Source organism: Rhizobium sp. WSM1328 (assembly GCF_057653715.1).
Map to the genome: position 1 here is coordinate 643,035 of NZ_JBYGKO010000003.1, position 25,289 is coordinate 668,323.

Annotated in this window: 21 protein-coding genes; 11 read left to right on the forward strand and 10 right to left on the reverse strand. The window is 61.8% G+C overall.

Features of this window, described 5'->3' with window-relative positions; genetic code table 11:
* Positions 1 to 61 precede the first annotated feature (61 nt).
* The 7 genes from AC2444_RS30730 (at position 62) to atzF (ending at position 9,679) form a co-directional block, all read left to right on the forward strand.
* Positions 62 to 1,135 (forward strand): putative urea ABC transporter substrate-binding protein, encoded by a 1,074-nt coding sequence (locus tag AC2444_RS30730; protein WP_128449551.1) that lies wholly within the window; start codon positions 62 to 64, stop codon positions 1,133 to 1,135.
* A gap of 67 nt (positions 1,136 to 1,202) precedes the next feature.
* On the forward strand, positions 1,203 to 2,021 hold the full coding sequence (locus AC2444_RS30735; RefSeq protein WP_128449550.1) for an ABC transporter permease: 819 nt from the start codon (positions 1,203 to 1,205) through the stop codon (positions 2,019 to 2,021).
* The gene (locus AC2444_RS30740) at positions 2,018 to 2,848 is read left to right on the forward strand and encodes an ABC transporter ATP-binding protein (protein ID WP_128449549.1); all 831 of its coding nucleotides are present in this window, start codon (positions 2,018 to 2,020) and stop codon (positions 2,846 to 2,848) included. The genes AC2444_RS30735 and AC2444_RS30740 overlap by 4 nt, the downstream gene beginning before the upstream one ends.
* Entirely contained in the window at positions 2,845 to 3,666 is an 822-nt protein-coding gene (locus AC2444_RS30745; RefSeq protein WP_128449548.1) for an urea amidolyase associated protein UAAP1, read from the forward strand. Before AC2444_RS30740 ends, AC2444_RS30745 begins: the two co-directional genes overlap by 4 nt.
* Before the next feature lie 12 nt (positions 3,667 to 3,678).
* Positions 3,679 to 4,329, forward strand: coding sequence for an urea amidolyase associated protein UAAP2 (locus AC2444_RS30750; protein ID WP_128449547.1), 651 nt, complete (start codon positions 3,679 to 3,681; stop codon positions 4,327 to 4,329).
* Positions 4,330 to 4,332: 3 nt separating this feature from the next.
* On the forward strand, positions 4,333 to 7,872 hold the full coding sequence (gene uca / locus AC2444_RS30755; protein WP_128449546.1) for an urea carboxylase: 3,540 nt from the start codon (positions 4,333 to 4,335) through the stop codon (positions 7,870 to 7,872).
* A gap of 1 nt (position 7,873) precedes the next feature.
* A complete protein-coding gene (gene atzF, locus AC2444_RS30760; protein ID WP_128449545.1) occupies positions 7,874 to 9,679 on the forward strand; it encodes an allophanate hydrolase in 1,806 nt (601 codons plus the stop codon).
* A gap of 97 nt (positions 9,680 to 9,776) precedes the next feature.
* Here the strand turns inward: atzF and AC2444_RS30765 are convergent, their stop codons facing one another.
* From AC2444_RS30765 to AC2444_RS30775, 3 genes are read right to left on the reverse strand one after another with little or no spacing between them, the layout of a single operon-like run.
* A complete protein-coding gene (locus AC2444_RS30765) occupies positions 9,777 to 10,187 on the reverse strand; it encodes a VOC family protein (RefSeq protein ID WP_128449544.1) in 411 nt (136 codons plus the stop codon).
* A gap of 18 nt (positions 10,188 to 10,205) precedes the next feature.
* Entirely contained in the window at positions 10,206 to 11,303 is a 1,098-nt protein-coding gene (locus AC2444_RS30770; protein ID WP_128449543.1) for a Gfo/Idh/MocA family protein, read from the reverse strand.
* A gap of 10 nt (positions 11,304 to 11,313) precedes the next feature.
* A complete protein-coding gene (locus AC2444_RS30775) occupies positions 11,314 to 12,324 on the reverse strand; it encodes a Gfo/Idh/MocA family protein (RefSeq protein WP_128449542.1) in 1,011 nt (336 codons plus the stop codon).
* 369 nt (positions 12,325 to 12,693) lie between these two features.
* On the opposite strand from AC2444_RS30775, the gene AC2444_RS30780 reads away from it, so the two are divergent.
* Complete coding sequence (locus AC2444_RS30780) at positions 12,694 to 13,854, forward strand: fumarylacetoacetate hydrolase family protein (protein ID WP_128449541.1); 1,161 nt, start codon at positions 12,694 to 12,696, stop codon at positions 13,852 to 13,854.
* 61 nt (positions 13,855 to 13,915) lie between these two features.
* Here AC2444_RS30780 and scpA read toward each other — a convergent pair whose 3' ends face one another.
* The gene (gene scpA, locus AC2444_RS30785; RefSeq protein WP_128449540.1) at positions 13,916 to 16,054 is read right to left on the reverse strand and encodes a methylmalonyl-CoA mutase; all 2,139 of its coding nucleotides are present in this window, start codon (positions 16,052 to 16,054) and stop codon (positions 13,916 to 13,918) included.
* A gap of 233 nt (positions 16,055 to 16,287) precedes the next feature.
* Between scpA and AC2444_RS30790 the strand changes: the two genes are divergently transcribed.
* The gene (locus tag AC2444_RS30790) at positions 16,288 to 17,646 is read left to right on the forward strand and encodes an LLM class flavin-dependent oxidoreductase (protein WP_128407577.1); all 1,359 of its coding nucleotides are present in this window, start codon (positions 16,288 to 16,290) and stop codon (positions 17,644 to 17,646) included.
* Between the two features lies 1 nt (position 17,647).
* Here AC2444_RS30790 and AC2444_RS30795 read toward each other — a convergent pair whose 3' ends face one another.
* The 3 genes from AC2444_RS30795 to AC2444_RS30805 form a co-directional block, all read right to left on the reverse strand.
* Positions 17,648 to 18,301, reverse strand: coding sequence for a methionine ABC transporter permease (locus AC2444_RS30795; protein ID WP_029874964.1), 654 nt, complete (start codon positions 18,299 to 18,301; stop codon positions 17,648 to 17,650).
* Entirely contained in the window at positions 18,282 to 19,367 is a 1,086-nt protein-coding gene (locus tag AC2444_RS30800; RefSeq protein WP_026157700.1) for a methionine ABC transporter ATP-binding protein, read from the reverse strand. Before AC2444_RS30800 ends, AC2444_RS30795 begins: the two co-directional genes overlap by 20 nt.
* 89 nt (positions 19,368 to 19,456) lie before the next feature.
* A complete protein-coding gene (locus tag AC2444_RS30805) occupies positions 19,457 to 20,296 on the reverse strand; it encodes a MetQ/NlpA family lipoprotein (RefSeq protein WP_128449539.1) in 840 nt (279 codons plus the stop codon).
* A gap of 50 nt (positions 20,297 to 20,346) precedes the next feature.
* Between AC2444_RS30805 and AC2444_RS30810 the strand changes: the two genes are divergently transcribed.
* Entirely contained in the window at positions 20,347 to 20,565 is a 219-nt protein-coding gene (locus AC2444_RS30810) for a hypothetical protein (protein ID WP_128440163.1), read from the forward strand.
* Here the strand turns inward: AC2444_RS30810 and msuE are convergent.
* Together msuE and AC2444_RS30820 are read right to left on the reverse strand one after the other, a co-directional pair.
* Positions 20,541 to 21,101, reverse strand: a complete 561-nt coding sequence (msuE, locus tag AC2444_RS30815; RefSeq protein WP_113545327.1) for an FMN reductase — start codon at positions 21,099 to 21,101, stop codon at positions 20,541 to 20,543. The genes AC2444_RS30810 and msuE overlap by 25 nt on opposite strands.
* Before the next feature lie 207 nt (positions 21,102 to 21,308).
* Positions 21,309 to 22,511: an MFS transporter gene (locus tag AC2444_RS30820; RefSeq protein ID WP_026157701.1), complete on the reverse strand. Its 1,203-nt coding sequence runs from the start codon at positions 22,509 to 22,511 to the stop codon at positions 21,309 to 21,311.
* A 357-nt stretch (positions 22,512 to 22,868) separates the two neighbouring features.
* Here AC2444_RS30820 and AC2444_RS30825 point away from each other — a divergent pair, with 357 nt between their 5' ends.
* The gene (locus tag AC2444_RS30825; RefSeq protein WP_128449538.1) at positions 22,869 to 23,327 is read left to right on the forward strand and encodes a helix-turn-helix domain-containing protein; all 459 of its coding nucleotides are present in this window, start codon (positions 22,869 to 22,871) and stop codon (positions 23,325 to 23,327) included.
* Positions 23,328 to 23,832: 505 nt separating this feature from the next.
* Here the strand turns inward: AC2444_RS30825 and AC2444_RS30830 are convergent.
* Positions 23,833 to 25,260, reverse strand: a complete 1,428-nt coding sequence (locus tag AC2444_RS30830; RefSeq protein ID WP_113545326.1) for an arabinose isomerase — start codon at positions 25,258 to 25,260, stop codon at positions 23,833 to 23,835.
* Positions 25,261 to 25,289: the final 29 nt, after the last annotated feature.

A 25,289-nucleotide genomic window follows, 5' to 3' on the forward strand; every position in this document is an offset into this window, starting at 1 on the left:
GGATTGGCGGCACGATGGTCATTGCCGATCCCTTTTGAAGAAAAGCAAAAGGGGAATTTCAATGCAGACTTTTTCGAAGATTCTATCGATTACCGCACTGACGGCGTCCCTGGCGCTGGGACTCGGCTCCATCGCCAAGGCCGAACAGAAGACCGACTTCAAGGTCGCCTGGTCGATCTATGTCGGCTGGATGCCCTGGGGTTATGCCACTGATCACGGCATCGTCAAGAAGTGGGCCGACAAATACGGCATCAAGATCGAGGTGACCCAGTTCAACGACTACGTCGAATCGATGAACCAGTATACCGCAGGTGCCTTCGACGCCGTGACGCTGACCAATATGGACGGCCTGTCGATCCCGGCTGCCGGCGGCGTCGATACCACAGCCGTGATTGTCGGTGACTTCTCGAACGGCAATGATGCCGTTATCCTCAAGGACAAAGCGAGCCTTGCCGACATCAAGGGACAGAACGTCAATCTCGTTGAATTTTCCGTCTCGCACTACCTTCTCGCCCGCGCACTCGAAAGCATCAAGCTGACCGAGCGCGACGTGAAAGTGGTCAACACCTCCGACGCCGATGTGGTCGCCGCCTACAAGACGGCTGACGTGACTGCTGTCGTCACCTGGAACCCGCTGGTCTCGACCATTCTCGAGGATCCCACGGCCAAGAAGGTCTTCGACAGCTCGCAAGTGCCGGGCGAGATCATCGACCTGATGGTCGCCAATTCAGGCGTGCTGAAGGACAATCCGAATTTCGGCAAGGCGCTCGCCGGCATCTGGTATGAAACCGCAGCACTGCTGACTGCCGACAGTGCCGACGGCAAGGCTGCCCGCGAGGCGATGGGCCAGGCATCGGGCACCGATCTCAAGGGCTTCGAATCCCAGCTTGCCGCCACCAAGCTGTTTGCCAAGCCGGCCGATGCCGTTGCCTTCACGGCCTCGGGCAGCCTGCCGAAAACAATGGATCTCGTCCGCAACTTCCTGTTCGAAAAAGGCCTGCTCGGCAATGGCGCGCCATCGGCCGACGTCATCGGCATCGAAATGCCTGATGGCAAGGTCCTCGGCGACAGCGGCAACGTCAAGCTGCGCTTCACCGAGACCTACATGAAGGCCGCCGCCGACGGTTCGCTCTGAGCCATGTCAAAGCAACGGTGCGGCGTTGACCGCACCGCCCTACCCTTCATCAGCGGAGCTTCCCCCTATGCGCTGGATCAACACGAGGCCGAGCCGGGGCGCGCAGCTTACCTTGACGCTGCTGCCCTTCGTGCTGCTGATTGTTGCCTATACTTTCGGCTCAGGAGCACGGCTGGCGGAAAACGCCAACGACAAGCTGCTGCCCGGTCTTGCCGGTTTTGCCGATGCGATCGACCGCCTCGCCTTCATCGCCGATCCGCGCACCGGCCAATACCTGCTCTGGTCCGATACGGGGGCGAGCCTGATCCGCCTGCTTGCCGGCCTCGGCATCTCCACAGTCACGGCGCTCGTCATCGGCATGCTGATTGGCATGCTGCCGTATCTCCGAGCCCTGCTCTCGCCCTTCGTCGCCGTTATCTCGATGGTGCCGCCGCTGGCGCTGCTGCCGATCCTCTTCATTGCCATGGGTCTCGGTGAAGCTTCGAAGATCGCGCTCATCGTCATCGGCGTCGCGCCGACGATGATCCGTGATCTTGCGCTGAAGGCGCTGGAGCTGCCGCGCGAACAGATCGTCAAGGCTGAAACGCTCGGCGGTTCCTCCTGGCAGCTCGGCCTTCGTGTGGTGCTGCCGCAGATCCTGCCGCGGCTGATCACCTGCCTCAGGCTTCAGCTTGGCCCCGCCTGGCTGTTCCTGATCGCTGCCGAGGCGATTTCGTCGGATTCCGGTCTCGGCTACCGCATCTTCCTCGTCCGCCGCTATCTCTCGATGGATATCATCTTTCCCTATGTCGTCTGGATCACGCTGCTCGCCGTGGTCATGAATTATATCCTCGATCGCATCCGCATTGCCGTCTTCCCCTGGTCTGAGCTGGAGAAGCAGGCATGAGCGAACTGGTGATCGAAAAGGTCTGGAAAGAGTATGGCGACCAGATCGTCCTTGAGGACGTGTCGCTGACTGTCGCTTCCCGCGCCTTCGTCGCTCTTGTCGGCCCGTCCGGCTGTGGCAAGTCGACGTTCCTGCGCATGCTGCTCGGCCAGGAGCGACCAACGCGAGGGACGATCCTGCTCGACGGCGAAACCCTGCCGCAGGAGCCGGGCCCGGATCGCGGCGTCGTCTTCCAGCGTTACTCCGTCTTCCCGCATCTGACCGTCCTCGGAAACGTGCTGCTCGGGCGGGAATTCTCGGCGTCCCGCTACAAGGCCAAGCTTTTCGGCGCCGCCCGTCGCGACGCCATCGACGAGGCACGGCGGCTGATTGCCGAAGTCGGCCTTTCCGGCGCCGAGGACAAATATCCGGCGCAACTATCAGGCGGCATGCAGCAGCGCCTGGCTTTGGCGCAGGCGCTGATCATGAAGCCGAAGGTGCTGCTGCTCGACGAGCCCTTCGGTGCGCTCGATCCCGGCATCCGAGCCGAGATCCACACATTGATGAAGCGGCTCTGGCACGAAACGCAGATGACCGTCGTCATGGTGACACATGACATGCGCGAAGCCTTCACGCTGGCGACGCGGGTCGTCGCCTTCGAGCGCAAGCGTGACCGCCCGGAGGAAAAGGAGCGCTACGGCGCGACGATCACCAAGGATATTTCGATCTGGCCGCCGAGGCTCGCCGGCGCGCCCTCCATCTTCAGCCCCGACCGGGACGGCCCGGTCATTTCTCTGGGCCTTCGCCGGGACGACCCTGCTTCCAGTCCGTCAGGAGAAAAACCATGATGCATGTCAGACGTTCGCCCGAGGAGATCGCTGCCAACCGGCAGCGTTACGAGGAACATCAGAAAAAGGGGCTGGAATTTGCGCCGAAGGTCTTGCCGGCCCCGAGCCCCCTTCCCGCCTCCGCAATCGATGCGGCTGCAATCATCCATCAGGAAACTATCCCCGGCGGCTGGCACTGGTCGACCGCGCTGAAGCGCGGCGAGGCTCTCCGCATTGATCAGGGCGAAGGCGGATCGACCGTGGCGCTCGTCGCCTGGAACGCCGCTGTCACGAGCGAACGGCTCAATCTCGTCGATACGGTCAAGGTGCAGTGGACGACCGCCCTCGGCAAGGGCCGCGTTATCTTCTCAGACATGGGCCGGGTGATGTTTTCGCTGATCGAGGATAGCTCCGGCGCCCACGACTGCCTGATGGGCGGCTCGACGGCAGCTTCGAACGCTGCCAAATATCCCGGCGTCAAGACCCGCAACACCCGCGACAATCTCGTGCTCGTCGCCGGCAAGCTTGGTCTCACCAGGCGCGATATTCCCGCAATTCTCAATCTCTTCGCTTCCGTCCGCGTCGACGATGACGGTGGCTTCCACTGGCGCGGCAAACTCTCCAACAGCGGCGACTATGCCGAACTGCGCGCCGAAATGGACATGATCGTCGGCTTCTCCAATTGCCCGCATCCGCTCGATCCCGATCCTGTTTATGCGCCGAAGCCGGTGATCGTCACGCGCTTTCGCGCCCCCGCCCCCGCGTTCGACGACCTCTCGCGCACGGCGACCGCCGAAGCCCTTCGCGGCTTCGAAAACAACGCCTCGATGCTGGCCTGAGGGAGGATGACGATGACCGATTTCATCAAGACTTCAGCTTCGCGCAGCCTGGAAAATGCCGTGCAGGACCATTTCATCCCCGCCGAAGCGCCGTGGTCCGGCATCGTACGCAAGGGTCAGACCATCCGCATCGAGGACAGCTACGGCCAACAGGCAATCGATACGCTGTTTTATCGTGCCGATGACTTTGCCGAGCGTTATTCCAACCAGGATACGATGCGGACGCAAGGTGGCGCCTATATCGGCACCGGCACGAAGATCATCTCGAACGAAGGCAATGTCATGCTGGTCATGACGGCCGACAGCTGCGGCCGGCACGATACATCCGCCGGCGCCTGCTCCTGCGAGAGCAACACGGTGCGCTTTGGCCACGGCACCAAATACCTGCATGCCTGCCGCGACAACTTCGTGATCGAAGTGACCAAACACGGCATGAGCAAGCGCGACATCGTGCCGAACATCAATTTCTTCATGAACGTGCCGATCAAGCCGAATGGCGAGATGACCATCGTCGACGGCATTTCCGCGCCCGGCGACTATGTCGAGCTGGTGGCGGAAATGGACGTGCTCTGCGTCATCTCCAATTGCCCGCAGATCAACAATCCCTGCAACGGCTTCGATCCGACGCCGATCCGGGTGCTGATTTGGGACGGCGAGGACTGATCGATGTTCACCAAGGTCCTTATCGCCAATCGCGGCGAAATCGCCGTCCGCGTCATCCGGACATTGAAGAGGATGGGCATCGCCTCGGTCGCCGTCTATTCCGATGCCGACCGGTTCTCGATGCCGGCGCTGACCGCCGACGAGGCCATCCGCCTCGGACCGGCGCCCGCTGCCGAAAGCTATCTCAACGTCGATGCCGTCATTGCTGCCTGCAAGGCGACGGGCGCTGAGGCTGTGCATCCAGGCTACGGCTTCCTCTCGGAGAATATCGGTTTTGCCGAGCGGCTCGCCGCTGAAGGCATCGCCTTCATCGGCCCGCGGCCGGAGCATCTGTCGGCCTTCGGCCTGAAGCATACGGCGCGCGAATTGGCAAAAGCCAGCGGCGTGCCGCTGCTGCCCGGCACCGATCTCTTGCAGAGCGTCGAGGATGCGCTTTCGGCTGCAGAGACCGTCGGTTATCCCGTCATGCTGAAAAGCACGGCCGGCGGCGGCGGCATCGGCATGCAGCTCTGCGCCGATGCGGCAAGCCTCAAGGCCTCCTTCGAGAGCGTGCAGCGGACCGCCCGCGCCAGCTTCGGCGATGCGCGCGTCTATATCGAGCGCTTCGTTGCCGAAGCCCGCCATGTCGAGGTGCAGATCTTCGGCGACGGCAAGGGCGGCGTGATCGCGCTCGGCGAACGAGATTGCTCGCTGCAACGGCGAAACCAGAAGGTCGTCGAGGAGACCCCTGCCCCCGGCCTTTCCTCGGAAACACGGGCGCGGCTGCACAAGGCGGCGGTCGATTTGGGAAGTTCGGTCTCCTATGAATCGGCCGGCACCGTCGAATTCATTTATGATCCCCAGCGCGAGGAATTCTATTTCCTTGAGGTCAACACCCGCCTTCAGGTCGAGCATCCCGTCACGGAAGCCGTCTTCGGCATCGATCTCGTCGAATGGATGATCCGGCAGGCGGCGGGCGAGGATGTGCTCTCGGGTGCGAATGCCCTGACGCCGAAGGGTGCGGCGATCGAGATGCGCATCTACGCCGAGATGCCGCATGCCGATTTCCGCCCGAGCGCTGGCCTGCTGACCGAGGTTGTCTTCCCTGATAATGCTCGCGTCGACGGCTGGATCGAGACGGGAACCGAGGTCACGCCCTTCTATGATCCGATGCTCGCCAAGCTGATCGTGGCGGCGGGAGACCGGCCGGCGGCGATCGAGAAGCTGAAGGCAGCACTCGCCGAAACGTCGATATCAGGCATCGAGACCAATCTCGATTATTTGAGAACGATCGCCGCTTCCGAGCTGCTCGCCGGCGCCAAGGTGGCGACGACGGCGCTGCGCGACTTCACCTTCGTTCCCGATGTCGTCGAGGTTCTCGCACCCGGCGCGCAGTCGAGCATCCAGGAACTGCCGGGCCGGCTCGGCCTTTGGCATGTCGGCGTGCCGCCAAGCGGTCCGATGGACGAACGCTCCTTCCGCCATGCCAATCGGCTGGCCGGCAATGCCGACGTGACGGCTGCGCTTGAATTGACGGTTTCCGGCCCGACATTGCGGTTTTATGCCGATCAGACGATCGCGCTTGCCGGCGCGCGGATGGCGATGACATGCGACGGGACACAGTTGCCGCATGGCGAGCCGGTGCTGATCCGGGCAGGCCAGGTGCTGTCGATCGGGACGATCGAAGGGCCGGGGCAGCGCGCCTATCTCGCTGTCGCCGGTGGTTTTGCGGCACCCGTCGTGCTCGGCTCGCGGGCGACGTTCGGCCTCGGCCAATTCGGCGGCAACGCCACAGGCACGTTGAAGACGGGGCATGTGCTTCATTTTGCCCGGCAGGTGGCAACCGAACCGGCGACGCCCGCAAAGGAGCCGGCCACCTTGACGCGCGAATGGGATGTCGGCGTCGTCTACGGCCCGCACGGCGCGCCAGATTTCTTCGAGGATAACGATATCGAGACGCTGTTCTCGACGGCCTACGAGGTGCATTTCAACAGCGCCCGCACCGGCGTTCGCCTCATCGGCCCTGCCCCGGTTTGGGCACGCCACGATGGCGGCGAGGCGGGGCTGCACCCCTCCAACCTGCACGACAATGCCTATGCGATCGGGGCGATCGATTTCACCGGCGACATGCCGATCATTCTCGGCCCTGACGGCCCAAGCCTTGGCGGCTTCGTCTGCCCGGCGGTGATTGCCCGCGACGAGCAGTGGAAGATGGGCCAGTTCAAGCCCGGCGACCGTATCCGTTTTCATGCAGTGGCGCGGCCGGAAGACCCGATCGCCGGCCCGGCGGTGCGGCGGCCCACGGAAGAAACAGGTTCGCCGATCCTCGGCATCAGCGAGGATGGCCCGGTTTCGGTCGTCTATCGCCGCCAAGGCGACGACAATCTGCTCGTCGAATATGGGCCGATGACGCTCGATATCGCGCTTCGCCTGCGGGTGCATCTGCTGATGCAGGCGGTCATCGAGGCTCGCCTTCCTGGCATCGTCGACCTTACCCCCGGCATCCGCTCGCTGCAGATCCATTATAACGGCACGCAGCTGACGCGTCGGCGTCTGCTGGGGCTGCTCTCCGAGATTGAGGCGACGCTTCCGGCAGCGCAGGAGGTCACGGTGCCGAGCCGCATCGTGCATCTGCCGCTTTCCTGGAACGATCCGGATGCGGAGCTTGCGATGCGCAAATATCAGGAACTCGTGCGCCCGAACGCACCCTGGTGCCCGTCGAATATCGAGTTCATCCGCCGTATCAACGGCCTTCCCGACGAACAGGCCGTCCGCGATATCGTCTTTGATGCCAGCTACCTGGTGCTCGGTCTCGGCGACGTCTATCTCGGTGCGCCGGTCGCGACCCCGACCGATCCGCGCCACCGCCTCGTGACGACGAAGTATAATCCCGCCCGCACCTGGACGCCGGAAAATGCCGTCGGCATCGGCGGCGCCTATATGTGCATTTACGGCATGGAAGGACCGGGCGGCTACCAGCTCTTCGGCCGCACCATCCAGGTCTGGAACACATGGCGGGAGACACCGGCCTTCGCCAGGGGCAAGCCCTGGCTGCTGAACTTCTTCGATCAGATCCGGTTCTTCCCTGTTAGCAATCAGGAATTGACGGAGGCGCGCGCCGCCTTCCCGCATGGCGGCTATCCGATTCGGATCGAGGAGACGGAATTCTCCTATGCTGCCTATGAGAAGGAATTGCAGGCGAATTCGGCGTCGATCGGCCGTTTCAAGGCAACCCAGCAGGCCGCCTTCGATACTGAGCGCCAACGCTGGAAGGAAGCCGGGCTCGACAGCTTCGTCACCGATGAAGGCACAGGCGAAAGTCCGGATGGGGATATTCCCGACGGCTGCTTCGGTGTTGCCAGCGCCGTACCCGGCAATATCTGGAAATTGCTGGTCGAGCCGGGTGCCTCGGTTGCGGCCGGCGATACACTCGCCATCATCGAATCGATGAAGATGGAAATCAACGTCACCGCCCATGCGGCAGGCCGCGTCCGCGACCTGCGCGCCGGGCCGGGAAGAAACGTCAAAGCCGGCGATATTATCGTCGTTCTGGAGGAATGCTGACATGCTGCCGACCATCCTCGATCTCTCAAGCCTTCGCGCCGCCTATCAATCCGGCCTGACGCCGCTCGACGCCATCGAAGAGGTGATTGCGCGGCGTGCCGCCTCGAAAGATCCGGCGATCTTCATCACGGCGGTGCCCGACGAGGAGCTGCGGGCCGCCGCCAAAGCCTTGATGGCGCGGGCGCCTGAGGCAAACAGCCTGCCGCTCTGGGGCGTGCCCTTCGCGGTCAAGGACAATATCGATGCCGCCGGCCTGCCGACGACGGCCGCCTGCCCGGCATACGAATATCGGCCGGAAGCGGACGCTACCGTCGTTGCGCGGCTGAAGGCAGCCGGCGCCATCATCATCGGCAAGACCAATCTCGACCAGTTCGCGACCGGCCTCAACGGCACGCGCTCGCCCTATGGCGCGCCGCGTTCGGTCTTCGATGCGGGCTATATCTCCGGTGGCTCGAGCTCCGGATCATCTGTCACGGTTGCTTCCGGCCTCGCGGCCTTCGCACTCGGCACCGATACGGCGGGCTCGGGCCGGGTGCCGGCTGCCTTCAACAATCTGGTCGGCATCAAGCCAACGCCGGGCCTTCTGCCGAATACCGGCGCCGTGCCCGCCTGCAAGAGCGTCGACTGCATCACAATCTTTGCCGCGACCGTCGGCGACGGTGTTACGATCCGCAAGGTCGCCGAGGGTTTCGACGATGCCGATCCTTTCTCCCGTCGCGCCAAGCCGGCGAACCTGCCGGTATCGGGCTTGCGCATCGGCGTCCTGACCGACGCCGAGCGGGAGTTCTTCGGCGACAAGGAGGTTGAGGCGCTCTACGACCAGGCGATCGAGCGGGCCAGAGCGCTCGGCGCGACGATCGTGCCTTTCGATTACGCGCCATTCCGCGAGGCCGCCGCCCTTCTCTATGATGGGCCTTGGGTCGCCGAACGTCTGGCGGCGGTCGAAGATTTCCTCGCCACGAACGCGGCTGATTTCGACCCGACGGTCAGAGGGATTATCGAAGGCGCCAAGGGCAAAACCGCGGTCGAGGCTTTCAACGGCCGATACCGGCTGGAAGAATTGCGTCGCAAGACCGAGGCCGAATGGGAAAAGGCCGACGTGCTTCTGCTGCCGACCGCACCGACCACTTACACCGTTGCGGATATGCTGGCCAATCCCGTCGTGCTCAACGGTCGCCTCGGCCGCTACACCAATTTCGTCAACCTGCTCGATTGCGCAGCGATTGCCGTTCCGGCCGGCTTCGGAAAAGGGGGGTTGCCGAGCGGCGTTACCGTCATCGCACCTGCCTTCACCGACGATGCGCTGGCACCACTTGCCGATGCGCTGCACCGCGCAGCAAGCTCCGGCATGGGCATCGACCGGCAGGCTGCGATCCCCGAAGCAAGCCGTGTTGTGCCCGGCGATGACGGTTTTATCGAAATTGTGGTCGTCGGTGCGCATCTGACCGGCATGCCGCTCAATCACGAACTGGCAGGCGCAGGCGGGCGTCTGGTCAAGACCTGCCGCACGGCCGGCGATTATCGCCTCTTCGTCTTACCCAATACCACGCCGCCGAAACCGGGGCTGCTGCGCGAGCCCGGCCACAAGGGCAACGGGCTGGAGGTCGAGGTCTGGGCACTGCCGGCCGATGCTTTCGGCAGGTTCGTCCAGAAGATTCCGGCACCCCTCGGCATCGGTAAGCTGACGCTCGAAGACGGTTCCAGCGTCTCCGGCTTCGTCTGCGAGGCGCATGCGGTGAAGGGTGCCGAGGAAATCACCGCACTTGGCGGCTGGCGCAACTATATCAGTGCCAAGCTGGCGAGCTGAGGAGAGCCTTCCATGGCGGCAAGACTCGTCTGGCGCCTGATCGATCTGCTGCGGGACGGTCTGACCGCCCGAAGCGAAGCGATCGGCAGCACCTGTGTCAGCCCTGGCGGTTCTGAGAGCGTTCGGCAAGTTCGACGATAATGCCGTCGGGATCGCGAACGAAGGCGATCTTGTTCAGCATCTCGGAGTGGACAGCGAAGCGCGGCCGCTCCTTGATCTCGACGCCCGCCTTTTCGAGGCGGGCGAAGGTCTCGTCGACATTGTCGAAATGAAAGGTGAGGTGGCGGACGCCGGCCGTATCTTCAGGCACGTCGACCGCTCTCGACGCGCCGCCGGGCGGCGCAAAGACCTCCAGCATGCCGCCGCCTGCATCGAGGAACGCGACCTGCATGCCATTCGCCATCGTCTTGCGCAGCACGAGGCTGAGGCCGAGCAGGCCACAGTAGAAATCGACAGTGTGGTCCATGTCGCCGACCGTCATGCCGACATGCTCGAAGGATTTCATCATCGGAGAGCCCTTCCCGGTTCAGACGGTGGCCGCAGCCCGCCATTCCCCTGCTGGAAGCCAGGAGCGATAGAGCGGATGATCGGCGGCGATCGGCATCGGCGTCGGTTGTCCGGTTCGCTGCGAGAAATAAGCGGCCGTTACCAGTTCCAGCGAATTGCGGGCATCCTGCAGCGTCACCGGTGGGTCGGTGTCTTCGACGATCGCCTTATGGAAGAGCTCGAACTGACGGGTGTAGCCATCCTCGCCAGGCACATAGGCGGCGAGCACTTCGTCGATCCGCGCCTGATGTTCCTCTGTCCCGGCGACGAATGTCCACGGATCACGGCCCATCGTATAGGGTTCGATGATGCTTTCGGCGACGAGGTCGTTGAAGCAGAAGCGCAGCCGCGAGATCTCCTTGCGCGAGCCCAGCGTCATCGACAGCGTCGCCAGCGAGCCATTCTGCATCTTCACCGAAAGGGCTGCCGTATCCTCGACCTCGATCGGATTGACCAGCGTCGCCCCATAGGAAAACACCTCGGCGCAGGGGCCATGCACATAGTTCAGCATGTCATGGGCGTGGATGGCGTGGCCGAGAAGGCCACCGCCGAGTTCGCTCGCCCACTTGCCGCGCCACGGCACGGCATAATAATCCGGTCCGCGCCACCAATGGGTTTCGATCGTCGTCAGGAACGGCTTGCCGGCCAGGCCGCGTTCGATCAGCAGCTTCAGCTTCTGCAGGCCGGAACCATAGCGGTACTGGAAGATCGGCATCAGCTTCCTGCCGGGGTGACGATCGAGGATGCGCGCCATCTCGTCGACCTCGGCGATCGAGCCGAAGAGCGGCTTCTCGCAGATCACGTGCTTGCCGGATTCGATACCCTTGCGGCAGAGTTCGAAATGCGAGCTCGGCGGCGTCGAAATGTCGATGACGTCGAGATCGTCTCGGGCAAACAGCGAATCCGCATCCTGCGTGTATTCGGCAATGCCGAACTCCTCGCACAACGCTCTGCCGCGCTCCTCATCGAGCGAGCAGAGCACGGGGACTTCGAAAAGCTCCTTGTTCCAGCCGAAGCCGGCCAGATGCCGCGCAGCGATGCCTGCGCCGATGACGCCGACGCGCAATTTTCTGGTCATGATTTCCTCCTCAGCGAGCGCCGATGCGCGCGGCTTTCGCCTGGGCTTCGAGCGAAAGACGGCAGACTTCAAAAACGTGATCCTGGGTCATCGCCGTCTGCGTGCGGTTGCCAACGTCGGCGGTGAAAGCGTCGAAATAATCGAGTTTTTCACCGCTGCAATCGATATGGGTCATTTCCTTGCCGTTGACCAGGAAGAGGTGATCCTTGCCCGGCCGGCCGGCGATATCGATATATTTGCGCAGTTCGATGTAACCTTCGGTGCCGAGGATGGTGAGGCGCCCGTCACCCCAGGTCGGCAGCGCCTCCGGCGTGAACCAGTCGACACGGACATAGCCCGCCGCCTTGTCGGAGCGCAGAAGCACCTCGCCGAAATCCTCGAAGGCGGGCTTGTCGGGCATGCCGAAATTGCCGATCGAGCTTGCGATGACCTCGCCTGTGGTCGAGCCGGTATAGAACAGGAACTGGTCGACCTGGTGCGAGGCGATATCGACGATGATGCCGCCGAAGGCTTCGGGATCGAAGAACCAGTCCGGCCGGGTCGGCAGTTGCAGCCGGTGTGGACCGACGCCGAGCGTCTGGATCACCTTGCCGATCGCGCCTTCGGCGACGAGCTTGCCGGCCCTGACGGCGGAGCGGACGCAGTGGCGCTCGGAAAAGCAGATCGAGAAGATCTTGCCGGTCTCGGCAACGGTACGCCTGACGACCTCGAGTTGGGCGAAGGTGGTCACGCCCGGCTTGTCGGTCATCACGTCCTTGCCCGACCTCATTGCGCGGATGGCAAGCCCGGCACGATCACGCGGAATCGCGGAAATGCAGATGACATCGATCGACGGATCGTCGAACAGCTTTTGCCTGTCGATCTGCGGCGCGTCAGGATAGGTCTTCTCGAAGGCCTCGCGCAACGCCGGCACCGAGGTCTGCGGGCAATAGCCGACGAACTCGCCGCCCGCGGCCAGCAATCCCTTTACGTGATCGAACGTGTGCCCATGGTCGATTCCGACGACGGCAAATCTCAACATCGCTGCAATATCCTCCTGGGATTTTCGTGTGGCCGCCTGACGCCAGCCTCCTCCATGTCGCGCAAAACAGATAACGAAAGCCGCCGCCTGTCAAGGCGAGATGAAAGGGGAAATCGACCGAGTTGCAAATTAAACATATGAAATATAACGATTAATTTGTATCTAAATAGTTATTTTGCAGGTTTTTACGCTTGGTCTTTCGACAAAGGGCCACGGCTTGAACCGATCGGGCGAAAGTCTTTTTCCCCGACGCATCTTGCCCCATCTCCGTGAATGTGATCGATTTCGGCTGCCGCCGGGCTGGAGGGCGGCAACACCCCGCAATGTTTTGAAGAGCGCTCCCCGCTCGCCCGTGACGGAAGATCCACCATGTCTCAACCTCTGCTCGATATCGCCGCTTCGGATGGTCTTTTTGTCGGCCGAGCCTGGAATCCCGAAGTTGCCGGGCCAAGCATCGTGACGCTTCGAGAGGGGGAGCTGGTCGACATCACCTCGCGCGAGGCGCCGACACTGAGCGCGCTGCTCGAGCGACAGGACGCTGCTGGTTTCGTGCGCGCTGCGAGCGGCAAGGCGATCGGCTCGTTGCAGGATATCGCCGCCAACAGCACCGGCACGCCGGATGAAGCGCGTCCCTATCTCCTGGCGCCCGTCGACCTTCAGGCAGTGAAGGCCTGCGGCGTCACCTTTGCGCAGTCGATGATCGAGCGCGTCATCGAGGAGAAGGCGGCCGGCAGTCCGGAGCGTGCCGCCTCGATCCGCGAGCGCGTCAGCACGCTGATCGGTGGCAGCCTCACCAATCTGAAGGCCGGTTCGCCGGAGGCTGCCAAAGTCAAGCAGGCACTGATCGACGAAGGCATGTGGTCGCAATATCTTGAGGTCGGTATCGGGCCGGACGCCGAAGTCTTCACCAAGTCACCGGTGCTCTCCTCCGTCGGCTGGGGTGCGGATGTCGGCCTGCATCCGATCTCGACCTGGAACAATCCCGAGCCGGAAATCGTGCTCGCGGTCAACAGCCGCGGCGAAATCACGGGCGCGACGCTCGGCAACGACGTCAACCTGCGCGACGTCGAGGGCCGCTCGGCGCTGCTGCTCGGCAAGGCCAAGGATAACAACGCCTCCTGCTCCATCGGTCCTTTCATCCGCCTGTTCGATGCCGGCTACAGCCTCGATGATGTACGCAAGGCTGAACTCGACCTGAAGGTGTCAGGCCAGGACGGCTTCGTGATGCACGGCAAGAGTTCGATGTCGCAGATCAGTCGCGATCCGACGGATCTCGTCAAGCAGACGGTCGGCGCCCATCATCAATATCCCGACGGTTTCATGCTTTTCCTCGGCACGCTGTTTGCGCCGACGCAGGACCGCGACGCGCCGAAGCAAGGCTTTACGCACAAGATCGGCGATGTCGTCGAGATTTCCTCGGCAGGCCTCGGCGCGCTCATCAACACCGTGCGCCTCTCCACCGAATGCCCGCCCTGGACCTTCGGCATTTCGGCGCTGATGAGCAATCTGGCAAAGCGCGGCCTGCTTTGACGTGCTGATTTTTGTGCATTTCCGGGCAGAAAACCGCTTCGCGTTTTCTTGAGATGCTGAATTACTGGTTTCTCCGCCTACCCTGCAGCAGGTCGAGAACGGAGTTTGCCGCCTCAAGAACGTTCGTTCCTGGGCCGAACACGGCTGCAACGCCGTGTTCATGCAGGAATTCATAGTCCTGCCGCGGGATAACACCGCCGCAGACGACGATGATATCACCACCGCCCTGTTCCCTCAGCCTGTCGATCAGCTGTGGCAGCAGCGTCCTGTGACCGGCCGCCAGGGACGAGACGCCGACGACGTTGACCTTTTCGCTGAGTGCGACACCGGCGGCTTCCTCCGGTGTCTGGAACAGGGGACCAGCGAGCACGTCGAAGCCGATATCGCCGAAGGCCGAGGCGATCACCTTTGCGCCTCGGTCGTGTCCGTCCTGACCGAGCTTGGCGACCATAATCTTCGGCCGGCGCCCCATGGCTTCCGTAACCTCCGTCATGCGAGTCTTGAGCACGGCGAGTTCCGGCTCGTTTTCATACGCTTGGCCATAGACGCCCTTAATCACCACTGGCGTGGCGGCATGATCGCCGAAGGTATCGCGCATCGCATCCGATATCTCGCCGACCGTGGCGCGGGCCCGCGCCGCCTCGATGGCGGCTTCAAGCAGGTTGCCCTTGCCGCTCTGTGCGATCTCGGCCAGGGCCGCCAAGGCCTCGCGCACGGCTTTGCCATCGCGCTGCCGCTTGGTTTCCTCGATACGTCTGATCTGCGCTTTGCGTACTGCGCTGTTGTCGATCTCCAGAATGTCGATCGGCTGCTCGTTGTCGAGCCGATAGCGGTTGACGCCGACGATGACCTCCTCGCCCTTGTCGACGGCCGCCTGGCGGCGTGCGGCCGCTTCCTCGATCAGCCGTTTCGGCAGGCCGTCTGCCACCGCCTTGGTCATGCCGCCGAGTGCCTCGACTTCCTCCATCAACGCCCAGGCCTTGTCTGCCAGTTCGGCCGTCAGGCTTTCGACATAGTAGGAGCCGGCGAGCGGATCGACGACCTTGGTGACGCCGGTCTCGTGCTGCAGGATGAGCTGGGTGTTGCGGGCGATCCGAGAGGAGAACTCAGTCGGCAGCGCAATCGCTTCGTCGAAGGAATTCGTATGCAACGACTGCGTGCCGCCGAGCACGGCCGACATCGCCTCGAAAGCGGTGCGGATGATGTTGTTATAAGGGTCCTGCTCCTGCAAGGAGACGCCGGAGGTCTGGCAATGGGTGCGCAGCATCAGCGAGGACTGTTTCTTCGGATGAAACCCTTCCATGATCCGCGTCCAGAGCAGGCGGGCGGCGCGCAGCTTGGCCGCTTCCATGAAGAAGTTCATGCCGATGGCGAAGAAGAAGGAGAGCCTGCCGGCGAACTCGTCGACGCTCAGGCCTTTGGCGATGGCGGCGCGGACATATTCGCGGCCGTCGGCCAGCGTGAAGGCCAGTTCCTGCACCAGTGTCGCGCCGGCTTCCTGCATGTGGTAGCCGGAGATCGAGATGGAGTTGAACTTCGGCATCTCGCGGGCGGTATAGTCGATGATGTCGGCAACGATCCGCATCGATGATTCGGGCGGATAGATATAGGTGTTGCGGACCATGAACTCCTTCAGGATGTCGTTCTGAATGGTGCCAGAAAGGTCGGCTCGCGAAACACCCTGCTCCTCGCCGGCCACGATGAAGGAGGCAAGGATCGGGATGACGGCGCCGTTCATCGTCATCGACACCGACATTTCAGCCAGCGGAATGCCGTCGAACAGGATTTTCATGTCCTCGACGCTGTCGATTGCCACACCCGCCTTGCCGACATCACCCTCGACGCGCGGATGATCGCTGTCATACCCGCGGTGGGTGGCAAGATCGAAGGCGACCGACAGGCCCTTCTGGCCGGCCGCCAGATTGCGGCGATAAAAGGCATTCGATTCCTCTGCCGTCGAGAAGCCGGCATATTGGCGGATCGTCCAGGGCCGGCCGGCATACATCGTCGCCCGCGGGCCGCGGGTGAAAGGCGAGAAGCCGGGAAGCGAACCAAGATGCCCGGCGCCGTCAAGATCCTCGTCCGTATAGAGCGGCTTGACGGCAATGCCTTCCGGCGTCTGCCAGGTGAGCTTCTCGGGCGAGGTGCGCAGTTCCTTTTGCGCAAGCTCCGCCCAATCCGACAGCGTCTTCTTCGTCATGCGGTTCCTCCGGCTTTTTTCATTCCCACCCTACCATTTCACCGGCTCCTCGTGCGATAGAGCCCGAACAGGATGATTTTAGGCCGAGCCGGCCCAAAATCTGAATCCTGTTCTATATTATATAGTTAGAGCATGATGTCGTCCGAAAACCGCTCACACTTTTCGGCATCATGCTCTAGGATTATTAATGCGGCAAATCCTTGATTTCTATTGCCGGCTTTGGGACCCGCCTCATGAAGACCATGCAGATCTATGCCTTTGACATGAACTGCGTCGGGCATATCAACCACGGCCTGTGGACGCATCCGCGCGACCGCTCAGCGCATTATACCGATCTGGACTACTGGACAGAGTTTGCCAAGACCGCCGAACGCGGCAAGCTGGACGGCATCTTCCTGGCCGATATCGTCGGTGTCTATGACGTCTACAAGGGTAGCCCGGCGCCGGTGATCGAGACGGGCGCGCAGATCCCGGTCAATGATCCGATGATCCCGATTTCGGCGATGGCCTATGTCACGAAACATCTGGGTTTCGGCGTCACCGTCAACACCACCTATGAGCCACCCTTCCTGCTGGCGCGGCGCATGTCGACGCTCGATCATCTGACCAAGGGACGGATCGGCTGGAACATCGTCACCGGTTATCTCGACAGTGCCGCCCGCAGCATGGGTTTCGACAAGCTGCCGGAACATGATGCGCGCTACGATGCGGCCGAGGAATATCTCGAAATACTCTACAAGCTCTGGGAAGGGAGCTGGGACGACGATGCGGTGGTGCGCGACAAGGTAGGCGGTGTCTATGCCGACCCCTCCAAAGTGCGCTCTGTCCGTCACGACGGCAAATATTACCGGATGGAAGGCATCCATCTTTCCGAGCCCTCGCCGCAGCGCACGCCCCTGCTCTTCCAGGCCGGCGCCTCGGCACGCGGGCAGGATTTCGCCGCACGTCACGCCGAATGCGTCTTCATTGCCGGGCCAAATCCCAAGGCGGCCAAGCCGACCATCGATGCGCTGCGGGCGAAGGCGAAGGAATTCGGCCGCGGCGCCGACGCATTGAAGATCCTGAGCCTGATCACCGTCGTCGTCGGGCGGACGGAGAAGGAAGCACGGGACAGACTGGAGGACTATCGCCGCCATGCGAGCGTTGAGGCTTCGCTTGCGCATTACTCCGCTTCGACAGGCATCGACTTTTCGAAGTATGGATTGGACGACGTCATCGACCAGAGCTCGACCAACGCCAATCAGTCGGCGCTTGCGGCCATCACGAAACAGGCGCCAAAGCCCGTGACGCTGCGTAACATCATCGACCAGATGGTGCTCGGCAGCCGGATGAAGCCGATAGTGGGTTCGCCGGAACAGATCGCCGATCATCTCACGGCATGGATCGACGAGGGTGGCATCGACGGCTTCAATCTGGCGCGGACAGTAGCGCCGGAAAGCCTGCGCGATTTTGTCGACTTGGTCGTCCCGGTGCTGCAGGAGCGCGGCGTCTTCAAGGCGGACTATGCTGCAGGACCCTTGCGGCAGAAGCTTTTCGGCGGCGGGAACGGCAGGTTGCCCGCCGCTCATCCCGCTGCCCAGTTCCGGCGCTGACTTATCGGTGGTCCAACCTGGCGACCAGCCGGTCGCCAAGCCACTGGATTCCGCAGACGAGCACGATGAGGACGGCCACCACCGCGATCATCACGCTGGTTTCAAAACGTTGATAGCCATAGCGGATGGCGAGATCGCCGAGGCCGCCGGCGCCGATCGCGCCCGCCATGGCCGAGGCGCCGATCAGCGTTACCAGCGTGACGGTGAAACCGGCGACGATGCCCGGCAGCGCTTCAGGCACCAGCACCTCGCGGATGATCGTCCAGCGGTTGCCGCCCATGGCGCGCACGGCGTCGATCAGCCCGCGGTCGACCTCGCGCAGCGATACTTCGGCGATACGGGCGTAGTAGGGCGTTGCAGCGATGGCGAGCGGCACGATGGCCGCCCAGGTGCCGAGCGCGGTGCCGACGATCAGCCGCGTCAGCGGGATCAGCGCCACCAGCAGGATGATGAAAGGCACCGAGCGGAAACCGTTGATGACTGACCCGAGCATGCGATTGATCCAGAGGTTTTCGGCGATGCCGCCGCGCGCTGTCGCGACCAGAGCAAGGCCGAGCGGCAGGCCGGCGACGAGCGAGATCAATCCCGAGGCGAGGGTCATCAGGACCGTCTCCCAAAGGGAGCGAATAAGCAGTTCAAGCATGATCGGTGTCATAACCAAGCACCTCCACCCGGGCGGACCGGGCCGTCAGGAATTGTTCGACTTTTCCGGCAAGCGCGGGGTCGCGCGCGGGAACGGCGATGAAGAACCGCGCCACCGGCTGGTTCTGGATATGGTCGATGCCGCCATGGACGAGGCGGAAGGAATGCGGCAATGCTGCCGAGAGTTCGGCAAAAAGCGCGCCCTGCGCCTGTGGCCCGGCGAGATCGACGCTGAGGATCGCTTCGCTGCCCGCCGTCGCCGACAGCCGGCCGGCGATATGCTCAGGAAGCTGCGGGCGGATACCGCCAAGCAGGCTCCCGGTGATTTCAGCCTGCGGATTGGCAAAGACCGACCAGACCTGCCCTTCCTCGACGATCCGCCCGGCATCGATGACCGCGACGCGATCGGCAATGCCGCGTACCACTTCCATCTCGTGGGTGATGAGCAGAATGGTCAGTCCGAGCTTACGGTTGATGTCCTTCAGCAATGCCAGGATCGACCGGGTCGTTTCCGGATCGAGCGCCGATGTCGCCTCGTCGGACAACAGCAGTGCCGGGCGTGCCGCCAGCGCCCGGGCAATGCCGACGCGTTGTTTCTGGCCGCCGGATAGCGATACGGGATAAGCCTTCGCCTTGTCGGCAAGGCCGACGAGTTCGAGCAGCTCGTGCGCCCGTTTCAGGCGCTCGCTCTTTGCAAGACCCTCGATCTTCAGAGGCAGCGCGACGTTTTCTTCGACGGTTTTGGCAGAAAGCAGATTGAAATGCTGGAAGATCATGCCGATGCGGCGCCGCAGCGGCTGTAATTCCTGTTCTGAAAGTCCGGTGATATCTCGGCCTTCGATGAGGATCTCGCCGCTATCGGCGCGTTCCAGGCCGTTCAGGCAGCGGATCAGCGTCGATTTGCCGGCGCCGCTGCGGCCGATGATGCCAAGGATCTCGCCTCTCTTCACCGTCAGCGAAATGCCGTCGAGTGCTGCAGTGGTTCCGAACCGCCGCTTCACACCGGTAAGCCTCACCACCTCTTCGGTCGCCGTTTGCGGCTCTGCCTCGATCGCCGTGGTGGAAACAAAGGAATTCATGTGTTTTTCCTTGCAAATGCTGAAGGCGGCCCGGGCAAAGAACGCCCGGACCGCCTCTCGGCAGGCCTTAACCCCAGCCCAGCCTCTGATCAATAGGCGCTGAGACCGGTGCCCTTATAGACCTTCTCGAATTCGGCCTTGACGGTGTCGTTTTGATAAGAAGACACAAGCGTCTTGACCCATTCGGCATCCTTGCTGTCGTCCTTGACGGCGATGAAGTTGCGGTATGGATTATCAGCGATCGGCTCCTGGGCAATGCGTTCGGCCGGCGAAAGACCGCTTTTCAGCGCCCAGTCGGTGTTGACGATACCGGCATCCAGATCGTCGATCGAACGGCCGACGATGCCGGCGTCGAGTTCCTTGATCTCGATCTTCTTCGGATTGTCGGTGACGTCGGCGACGGTCGCGAGAATACCGGTGCCCTCCTTCAGTTTGATCAGGCCTTCGCTCTGGAGAACGCGCAGCGCACGGCCTTCGTTCGAGGGGTCGTTCGGCACGCCGATGACGGCACCTTCCGGGATCTCTGCGACGGACTTGTATTTCTTGGTGTAAAGGCCGATCGGCCAGACCCCGGTATAACCGACGCGAACGATGTGATAGCCGTGCTGCTGGATCTGGTTGTCGAGATAGGGCTGGTGCTGGAAGGCGTTGGCATCGATTTCGCCGCGCTCCAGCGCTTCATTCGGCTGGGTGTAGTCGTTGAAGATGACGGTTTCGATCTTGAGACCCTTCTTGCCCGCCTCGCTCGCGACCACGCGCCAAATATCCTCCTCCTCGCCGGCCATGATGCCGACCTTGATCGACTTGTCCTCGGCAAAGGAAGGCGCGGGTGCGGCAAAGGAAAAGACTGCGGCAGCAGAAATGGCGACGGCGGCAAGAGCCGCCCGGCGCGAAAGGTGGAAGCCGTGAAGATTTTTGTTCTTGGTCATTGTATATCCCGTCTGACTGAATGAGGCCGAACGCCCCGAGCAGGCCGATCATGGCAAATGCGCAGATCGCGAGCGAAGCACGAATGTCTGATGTGGAGCAAAGCCCAGAAAAACTCTTGCCCTGCCATCGATATCGGCAGGATAAATTTCCACCAAATTTATGGATTAATTGCGGCTTGAGAGCATGCTCCAAAAATGAAAACGGCGCCCTCGTGGCGCCGTTTCAAGCTTATCCCGACGCTCTTTACTCGGCAGCGATCAGCGCCTGATTCCGGCTGGGAAAGAACGCCTCGAGCTCGCCGATGACCTCGCTGATCCGCTTGGACAGCGGATCGGATGAGACACGGTAATCGGTGAAGTCACGGTCGGACGCGTAAACGGCGGTCGGCAGCGTGTGTGACATGAAAAAACCGAAGAGTGGGCGGAGCTGGTGCTCGACCATCAGCGCATGGCGGTCACCGCCGCCGGTCGCAGTGATGATGATTGGCTTGGCGCGCAGCTCATGCGGGTCGATCAGGTCGATCAGATGCTTGAAGAGACCGGGATAGCTGCCCTTGTAGGTCGGCGCTCCGATGACCAGCACATCGGCATTGACGATGTCGTCGATGACTTCCCTGGCGCGACCGTCGAGATCGTCACGGCGCAGCGCCTGGCCAAGCGAGGGGCCGACATCGGTCAGATCGTAGATGGTGTTGTCGAAGCCGTATTTCTCACCGGCGAGACCGGCAACGTTTTCGACAAGCGCAAAGGTCTTCGAGGGGCGGTTGAAGCTACCCGCAAGGCCGACCAATTTGTGAGCAGACATGCCATTTCCTTCCAATATCGTGCCGAGACCGACGTCATTATTGGACGAATATTATCTATAAAAATAGTGGATTAAAGGAATGGTGATCCCTCTTCCCCATAGCAGGAGAAAAATACGTTCGGGCCTATGGGCGAAGGCGACGTGCGAAATCGAGCCGGAGTGTCGGTGACATTCCGGCTCGATCGATTGTCCGTAAGCGATGTCGCCTCAGACTGGTTTCTGCTTGGGAATACGCGGCAGGAAGACCGTGAGGAGACCGAGCAGCGGCAGGTAGGAGCAGATGCGGTAGACGAAATCGATTCCATGGGTGTCGGCGAAACTGCCGAGCAGGGCTGCACCAAGCCCCCCTGCCCCGAATGCGAAGCCGAAGAAGACCCCGGCAATCAGCCCGACGCGCCCGGGCACCAGTTCCTGCGCGAAGACGACGATTGCAGAGAAGGCCGAAGCGAAGATCAGGCCGATGACGACGCTGAGCACACCCGTCCAGAAAAGGTTGGCATAGGGAAGCAGGAGCGCGAAGGGAATGACGCCGAGGATCGAGAACCAGATGACAAAACGGGCACCGAAGCGGTCACCGATCGGCCCGCCGAGGAAAGTGCCAACGGCGACGGAGCCGAGGAACAGGAAGAGCATCAGCTGTGCCTGCTGCACGCTGAGCTCGAACTTGTCGATGACATAGAAGGTGAAGTAGCTCGATACGCTGGCCATGTAGACATTCTTCGTTGCCGTCAGCAGCACGAGGATGAGCAGCGCCCAGACGACCCTGTTCTGCGGCAGCGGAAGGGTCCGGCTTACCGCCGGCTTGCTGGCATTCTGGCGCCTGTGGCTGATGTACCAGTTGCCGACCCAGCTCAGCACGACCATGCCGACCATGGCGATGGCGGCGAACCAGGAGACGCTGTGCTGACCGAGCGGCAGCACGATGAAGGCGGCAAGCAGCGGACCGATCGCCTGGCCGGCATTGCCACCGACCTGGAAGAAGGATTGCGCGAAACCGTGGCGGCCGCCAGAGGCAAGACGGGCAACGCGCGACGATTCCGGGTGGAAGACCGCCGAGCCGAAGCCGATCAGGCTTGCCGCAACCAGCAGTAGTTCGAAGCTGCCGGCATTGCCGAGCAGAATGAGGCCGCAAAAGGTACTCGCCATGCCCACAGGCAGCGAATAGGGCATCGGCCAGCGGTCGGTGACGATGCCGACCAGCGGCTGCAGCAGCGAAGCCGTGACCTGGAACGTCATGGTAAGGAGGCCGATCTGCACAAAATCGAGATCGTAGTTCGCCTTGAACAGCGGATAGAGCGAGGCGAGCAGTGACTGCATGATGTCGTTCAGCATGTGGCAGAAGCTGACCGCCATGAGGATGGACATCGTTGTTTTTTCGAAACGGGGCGCGCTCTCGGCAACGGTTGCCATCAATGCTTCTCCTGCACAGGCACGGCCGGTGCCGTGCCACGTCGATTTTATTCGATGGATTTTCGGGCGATCGGGGCTGGGAAGACTCTCGTGCGGCGGTCGCTGAACTGCATTTAGCGTAAGCGGGGACGCAATTACAGCCCAGTTTTATCCGTATTGGTACGGCTTTTGTTCGATTTGCTCTCCGAACAAGTGATTTCTGCCTAGCTTAGCGTCTTTCCAGACGGGCATTCATATCACAGTCAGTCGCGATCATCGCATATCCAGTATGCTATGTGAAAACAACCATGGAAAAGCCATGCAGGGGATACTACAGCTGCACCGATTGAAAAAAGCGATCGAGGCTGAAAACACACGATGAATGTCAAGACAGCGAATGCAATAGACAGCTATGTCGGAGCGCGCATCAGAATGCGCCGGCAGTTGCTCGGGATGAGCCAGGAACGGCTTGGCGAGCAGATCGGTGTGACCTTTCAGCAGGTTCAGAAGTACGAGAAGGGCATCAACCGCATCGGCGCCAGCCGGCTGCAGCGGATCGCCGAGGTGCTTCAGACGTCGCCAAGCTTCTTCTTCGAGCAGGAGAATTCCGAGCCGTTGACGCTGCAAGGGCTGGATCTATCCGCGAATATGGACCCGGTCGCTGAATTCCTGCGAACGAAAGAGGGATTGGTGCTCAATCGCGCTTTTCTAAAGATCGCCGACAGCGATATCCGCGAAACGGTCATCGCATTGGTGAAGGCGATGGCGCAGGCGGAAAGTCGCGGCGTAACATTGGGAGCCTCCGTAGCGGATATCACTCTTCCGCTCGGAGAGTAGTCAGGCACACCGAGGTGATACTCGCATAGAGCTCAGGCTCGCGTCATTTGGCGAGTTGCGGCTGATCGACCCAGACGGGCAATCGGTGGCGCTTCCAGAAAAGGGGCCCACTTGGCATAAGGAACAATATCGCGAGGCTTCGCACGGGCCGGTTTCTGAGATCTGAAAGGCGGTGCAGTCCTGTCACACGCGTCTTCGTTCAAGAGAACCAAGTTGTCTCCGCTTTGGAGCACGCGTGGGCAAAGGAAGCCGCAAGGACACCCAGATGCCCGAAACAGCCGAAGCAACAGTTACGCAGGTGAGTGGGGAAGAGGTCAAGGAGCTGGCCGCTGGCCAGGCTTGTGGCGTTTGCCTCCCCGGAAAGCGCCCACGACGGTTCTTTACCCGGCACGCGGGACTTGAAACGGATGCTGACTGGCAGGTGCTTTGCCGCAATGGCCCGAACGCATCTTGCGAGGGCTTTCGCACGATGAAGGTTGCTCACTGTGGCGCGCTTCCCATCTTGTCAGCAGACTTTTACGACGTCCAGATCCAGGAGTTTTCCAAGCTTCTCGATGCGCCCGGCAATGTGTCCGACGCCAACTGCGCAATGGTGGGCAGGTCCCTGCGCGTTCCACGTCTCAACAAAGCGCCGGGCTCCAAGTGGAAATCGATAACGGCTGTTGGTGTTGCCGATTTCGAGGATCGGGCCCGCCACAGAGGCGCCTTCGGCGCAAAGCAGCCTGATGTTACCGGCGTCTTCGACGATAGAGAGCAGCGTCACCGGCCCGTGCTGAACCGACATTTCAACGCTGACGCCAGAGCCGACCTTGCCGTGAAAAACGTTGAGGGGCCGGATCTTCGTACGCCCCTGGGCAATTTTCGTATGCCCCGGCCCGTCATGCCCCATCAGCACGACATCTGCGGCGAAATCCATGGCATAATACTCGGTGAATGAGCCGCCCGCACCGAAGCTGTCCATGATTTTCATCGCCTGGGCGTTCTTGATCTCATATTCGCCGGCAACCGGCACGCCGCTGGCCGTTAACATCGAACAGCCGACGATGACCGAGGTGATGATATCCTCATATTCGTGGCCGGGCTGGGATTCGTAGTAATAGGCAAGTGAGCCGAGCGATTTCTTATCGACCAGCTTGCGAAGCGCCACGGCGGTCTTTGCCGCACGTGCCAGTTCTTTGGGGTCGCAATCCGGCTGGACATCGAATTCGGCGATGATCGTCGCCAAGCAGGTGGAGACGTCTTCCTCGCTCAAATCACGCCGCAACTGCGCCAGTTCGTCGATTTCCAGCACCTCGATATGGGTGCCGAAGGCCGCTGCCTGCGCGGTGAGATCTGAATAGATATCCAGCATGCCGTTGTAGTAGCGGCCCATGACGCCGAGCCGGTTATGCGCCATCACATGTGCGACGCGGGCGGCCTCGATCCAGCCGTCGATCTCGTTTTCGACGACGGGATCGCCGGTGAGAACGCCGGTCACCTGGTGAAAGCTGATGCCCGCTCGACGGAAGACATTGGCGATTTCGGGGACCGGGCAGGCAGAGCAATGCGCCAGCCAGTCGCCGGTCATCGCTGTCCGATCGCCGAGGGCGTTGAAAGTGGCATAGTCGATGGCCGCGGTCGGCTGCAGATTGAGGATGATCACCGGAACCTTGGCGCGACGGACCACTGGAAGAACCGTCGACGACAACGCATAGGTGGTGATGTAGAGAAAGATGATATCGACATCGGCCTGGCGAAACTGGTGACCGGCCTCGATCGCCTTTTCGGGCGTGTCGATCAGCCCGAGGTTGACGACCTCGACGCCTGGGCGCGCAAGCTTTGCCTCGACGGTATCGACATAGCCGCGCAACCGCGCTTCCAGACCGTTGAATTGCGACCAATAGGCCTCCAGACCGATACCGAAAAGGCCGGCCTTCAGGGGGCGTTCAGACATTTCTGTTTCTCCGATGGGGTGAGAATGAC

Excerpts from the sequence above, each read along its gene's own strand:
- AC2444_RS30730 (WP_128449551.1), top strand. The coding sequence starts at position 62 with ATGCAGACTTTTTCGAAGATTCTATCGATTACCGCACTGACGGCGTCC.
- AC2444_RS30735 (WP_128449550.1), top strand. The coding sequence starts at position 1,203 with ATGCGCTGGATCAACACGAGGCCGAGCCGGGGCGCGCAGCTTACCTTG.
- AC2444_RS30740 (WP_128449549.1), top strand. The coding sequence starts at position 2,018 with ATGAGCGAACTGGTGATCGAAAAGGTCTGGAAAGAGTATGGCGACCAG.
- AC2444_RS30745 (WP_128449548.1), top strand. The coding sequence starts at position 2,845 with ATGATGCATGTCAGACGTTCGCCCGAGGAGATCGCTGCCAACCGGCAG.
- AC2444_RS30750 (WP_128449547.1), top strand. The coding sequence starts at position 3,679 with ATGACCGATTTCATCAAGACTTCAGCTTCGCGCAGCCTGGAAAATGCC.
- uca (WP_128449546.1), top strand. The coding sequence starts at position 4,333 with ATGTTCACCAAGGTCCTTATCGCCAATCGCGGCGAAATCGCCGTCCGC.
- atzF (WP_128449545.1), top strand. The coding sequence starts at position 7,874 with ATGCTGCCGACCATCCTCGATCTCTCAAGCCTTCGCGCCGCCTATCAA.
- AC2444_RS30765 (WP_128449544.1), bottom strand. The coding sequence starts at position 10,187 with ATGATGAAATCCTTCGAGCATGTCGGCATGACGGTCGGCGACATGGAC.
- AC2444_RS30770 (WP_128449543.1), bottom strand. The coding sequence starts at position 11,303 with ATGACCAGAAAATTGCGCGTCGGCGTCATCGGCGCAGGCATCGCTGCG.
- AC2444_RS30775 (WP_128449542.1), bottom strand. The coding sequence starts at position 12,324 with ATGTTGAGATTTGCCGTCGTCGGAATCGACCATGGGCACACGTTCGAT.
- AC2444_RS30780 (WP_128449541.1), top strand. The coding sequence starts at position 12,694 with ATGTCTCAACCTCTGCTCGATATCGCCGCTTCGGATGGTCTTTTTGTC.
- scpA (WP_128449540.1), bottom strand. The coding sequence starts at position 16,054 with ATGACGAAGAAGACGCTGTCGGATTGGGCGGAGCTTGCGCAAAAGGAA.
- AC2444_RS30790 (WP_128407577.1), top strand. The coding sequence starts at position 16,288 with ATGAAGACCATGCAGATCTATGCCTTTGACATGAACTGCGTCGGGCAT.
- AC2444_RS30795 (WP_029874964.1), bottom strand. The coding sequence starts at position 18,301 with ATGACACCGATCATGCTTGAACTGCTTATTCGCTCCCTTTGGGAGACG.
- AC2444_RS30800 (WP_026157700.1), bottom strand. The coding sequence starts at position 19,367 with ATGAATTCCTTTGTTTCCACCACGGCGATCGAGGCAGAGCCGCAAACG.
- AC2444_RS30805 (WP_128449539.1), bottom strand. The coding sequence starts at position 20,296 with ATGACCAAGAACAAAAATCTTCACGGCTTCCACCTTTCGCGCCGGGCG.
- AC2444_RS30810 (WP_128440163.1), top strand. The coding sequence starts at position 20,347 with ATGGCAAATGCGCAGATCGCGAGCGAAGCACGAATGTCTGATGTGGAG.
- msuE (WP_113545327.1), bottom strand. The coding sequence starts at position 21,101 with ATGTCTGCTCACAAATTGGTCGGCCTTGCGGGTAGCTTCAACCGCCCC.
- AC2444_RS30820 (WP_026157701.1), bottom strand. The coding sequence starts at position 22,511 with ATGGCAACCGTTGCCGAGAGCGCGCCCCGTTTCGAAAAAACAACGATG.
- AC2444_RS30825 (WP_128449538.1), top strand. The coding sequence starts at position 22,869 with ATGAATGTCAAGACAGCGAATGCAATAGACAGCTATGTCGGAGCGCGC.
- AC2444_RS30830 (WP_113545326.1), bottom strand. The coding sequence starts at position 25,260 with ATGTCTGAACGCCCCCTGAAGGCCGGCCTTTTCGGTATCGGTCTGGAG.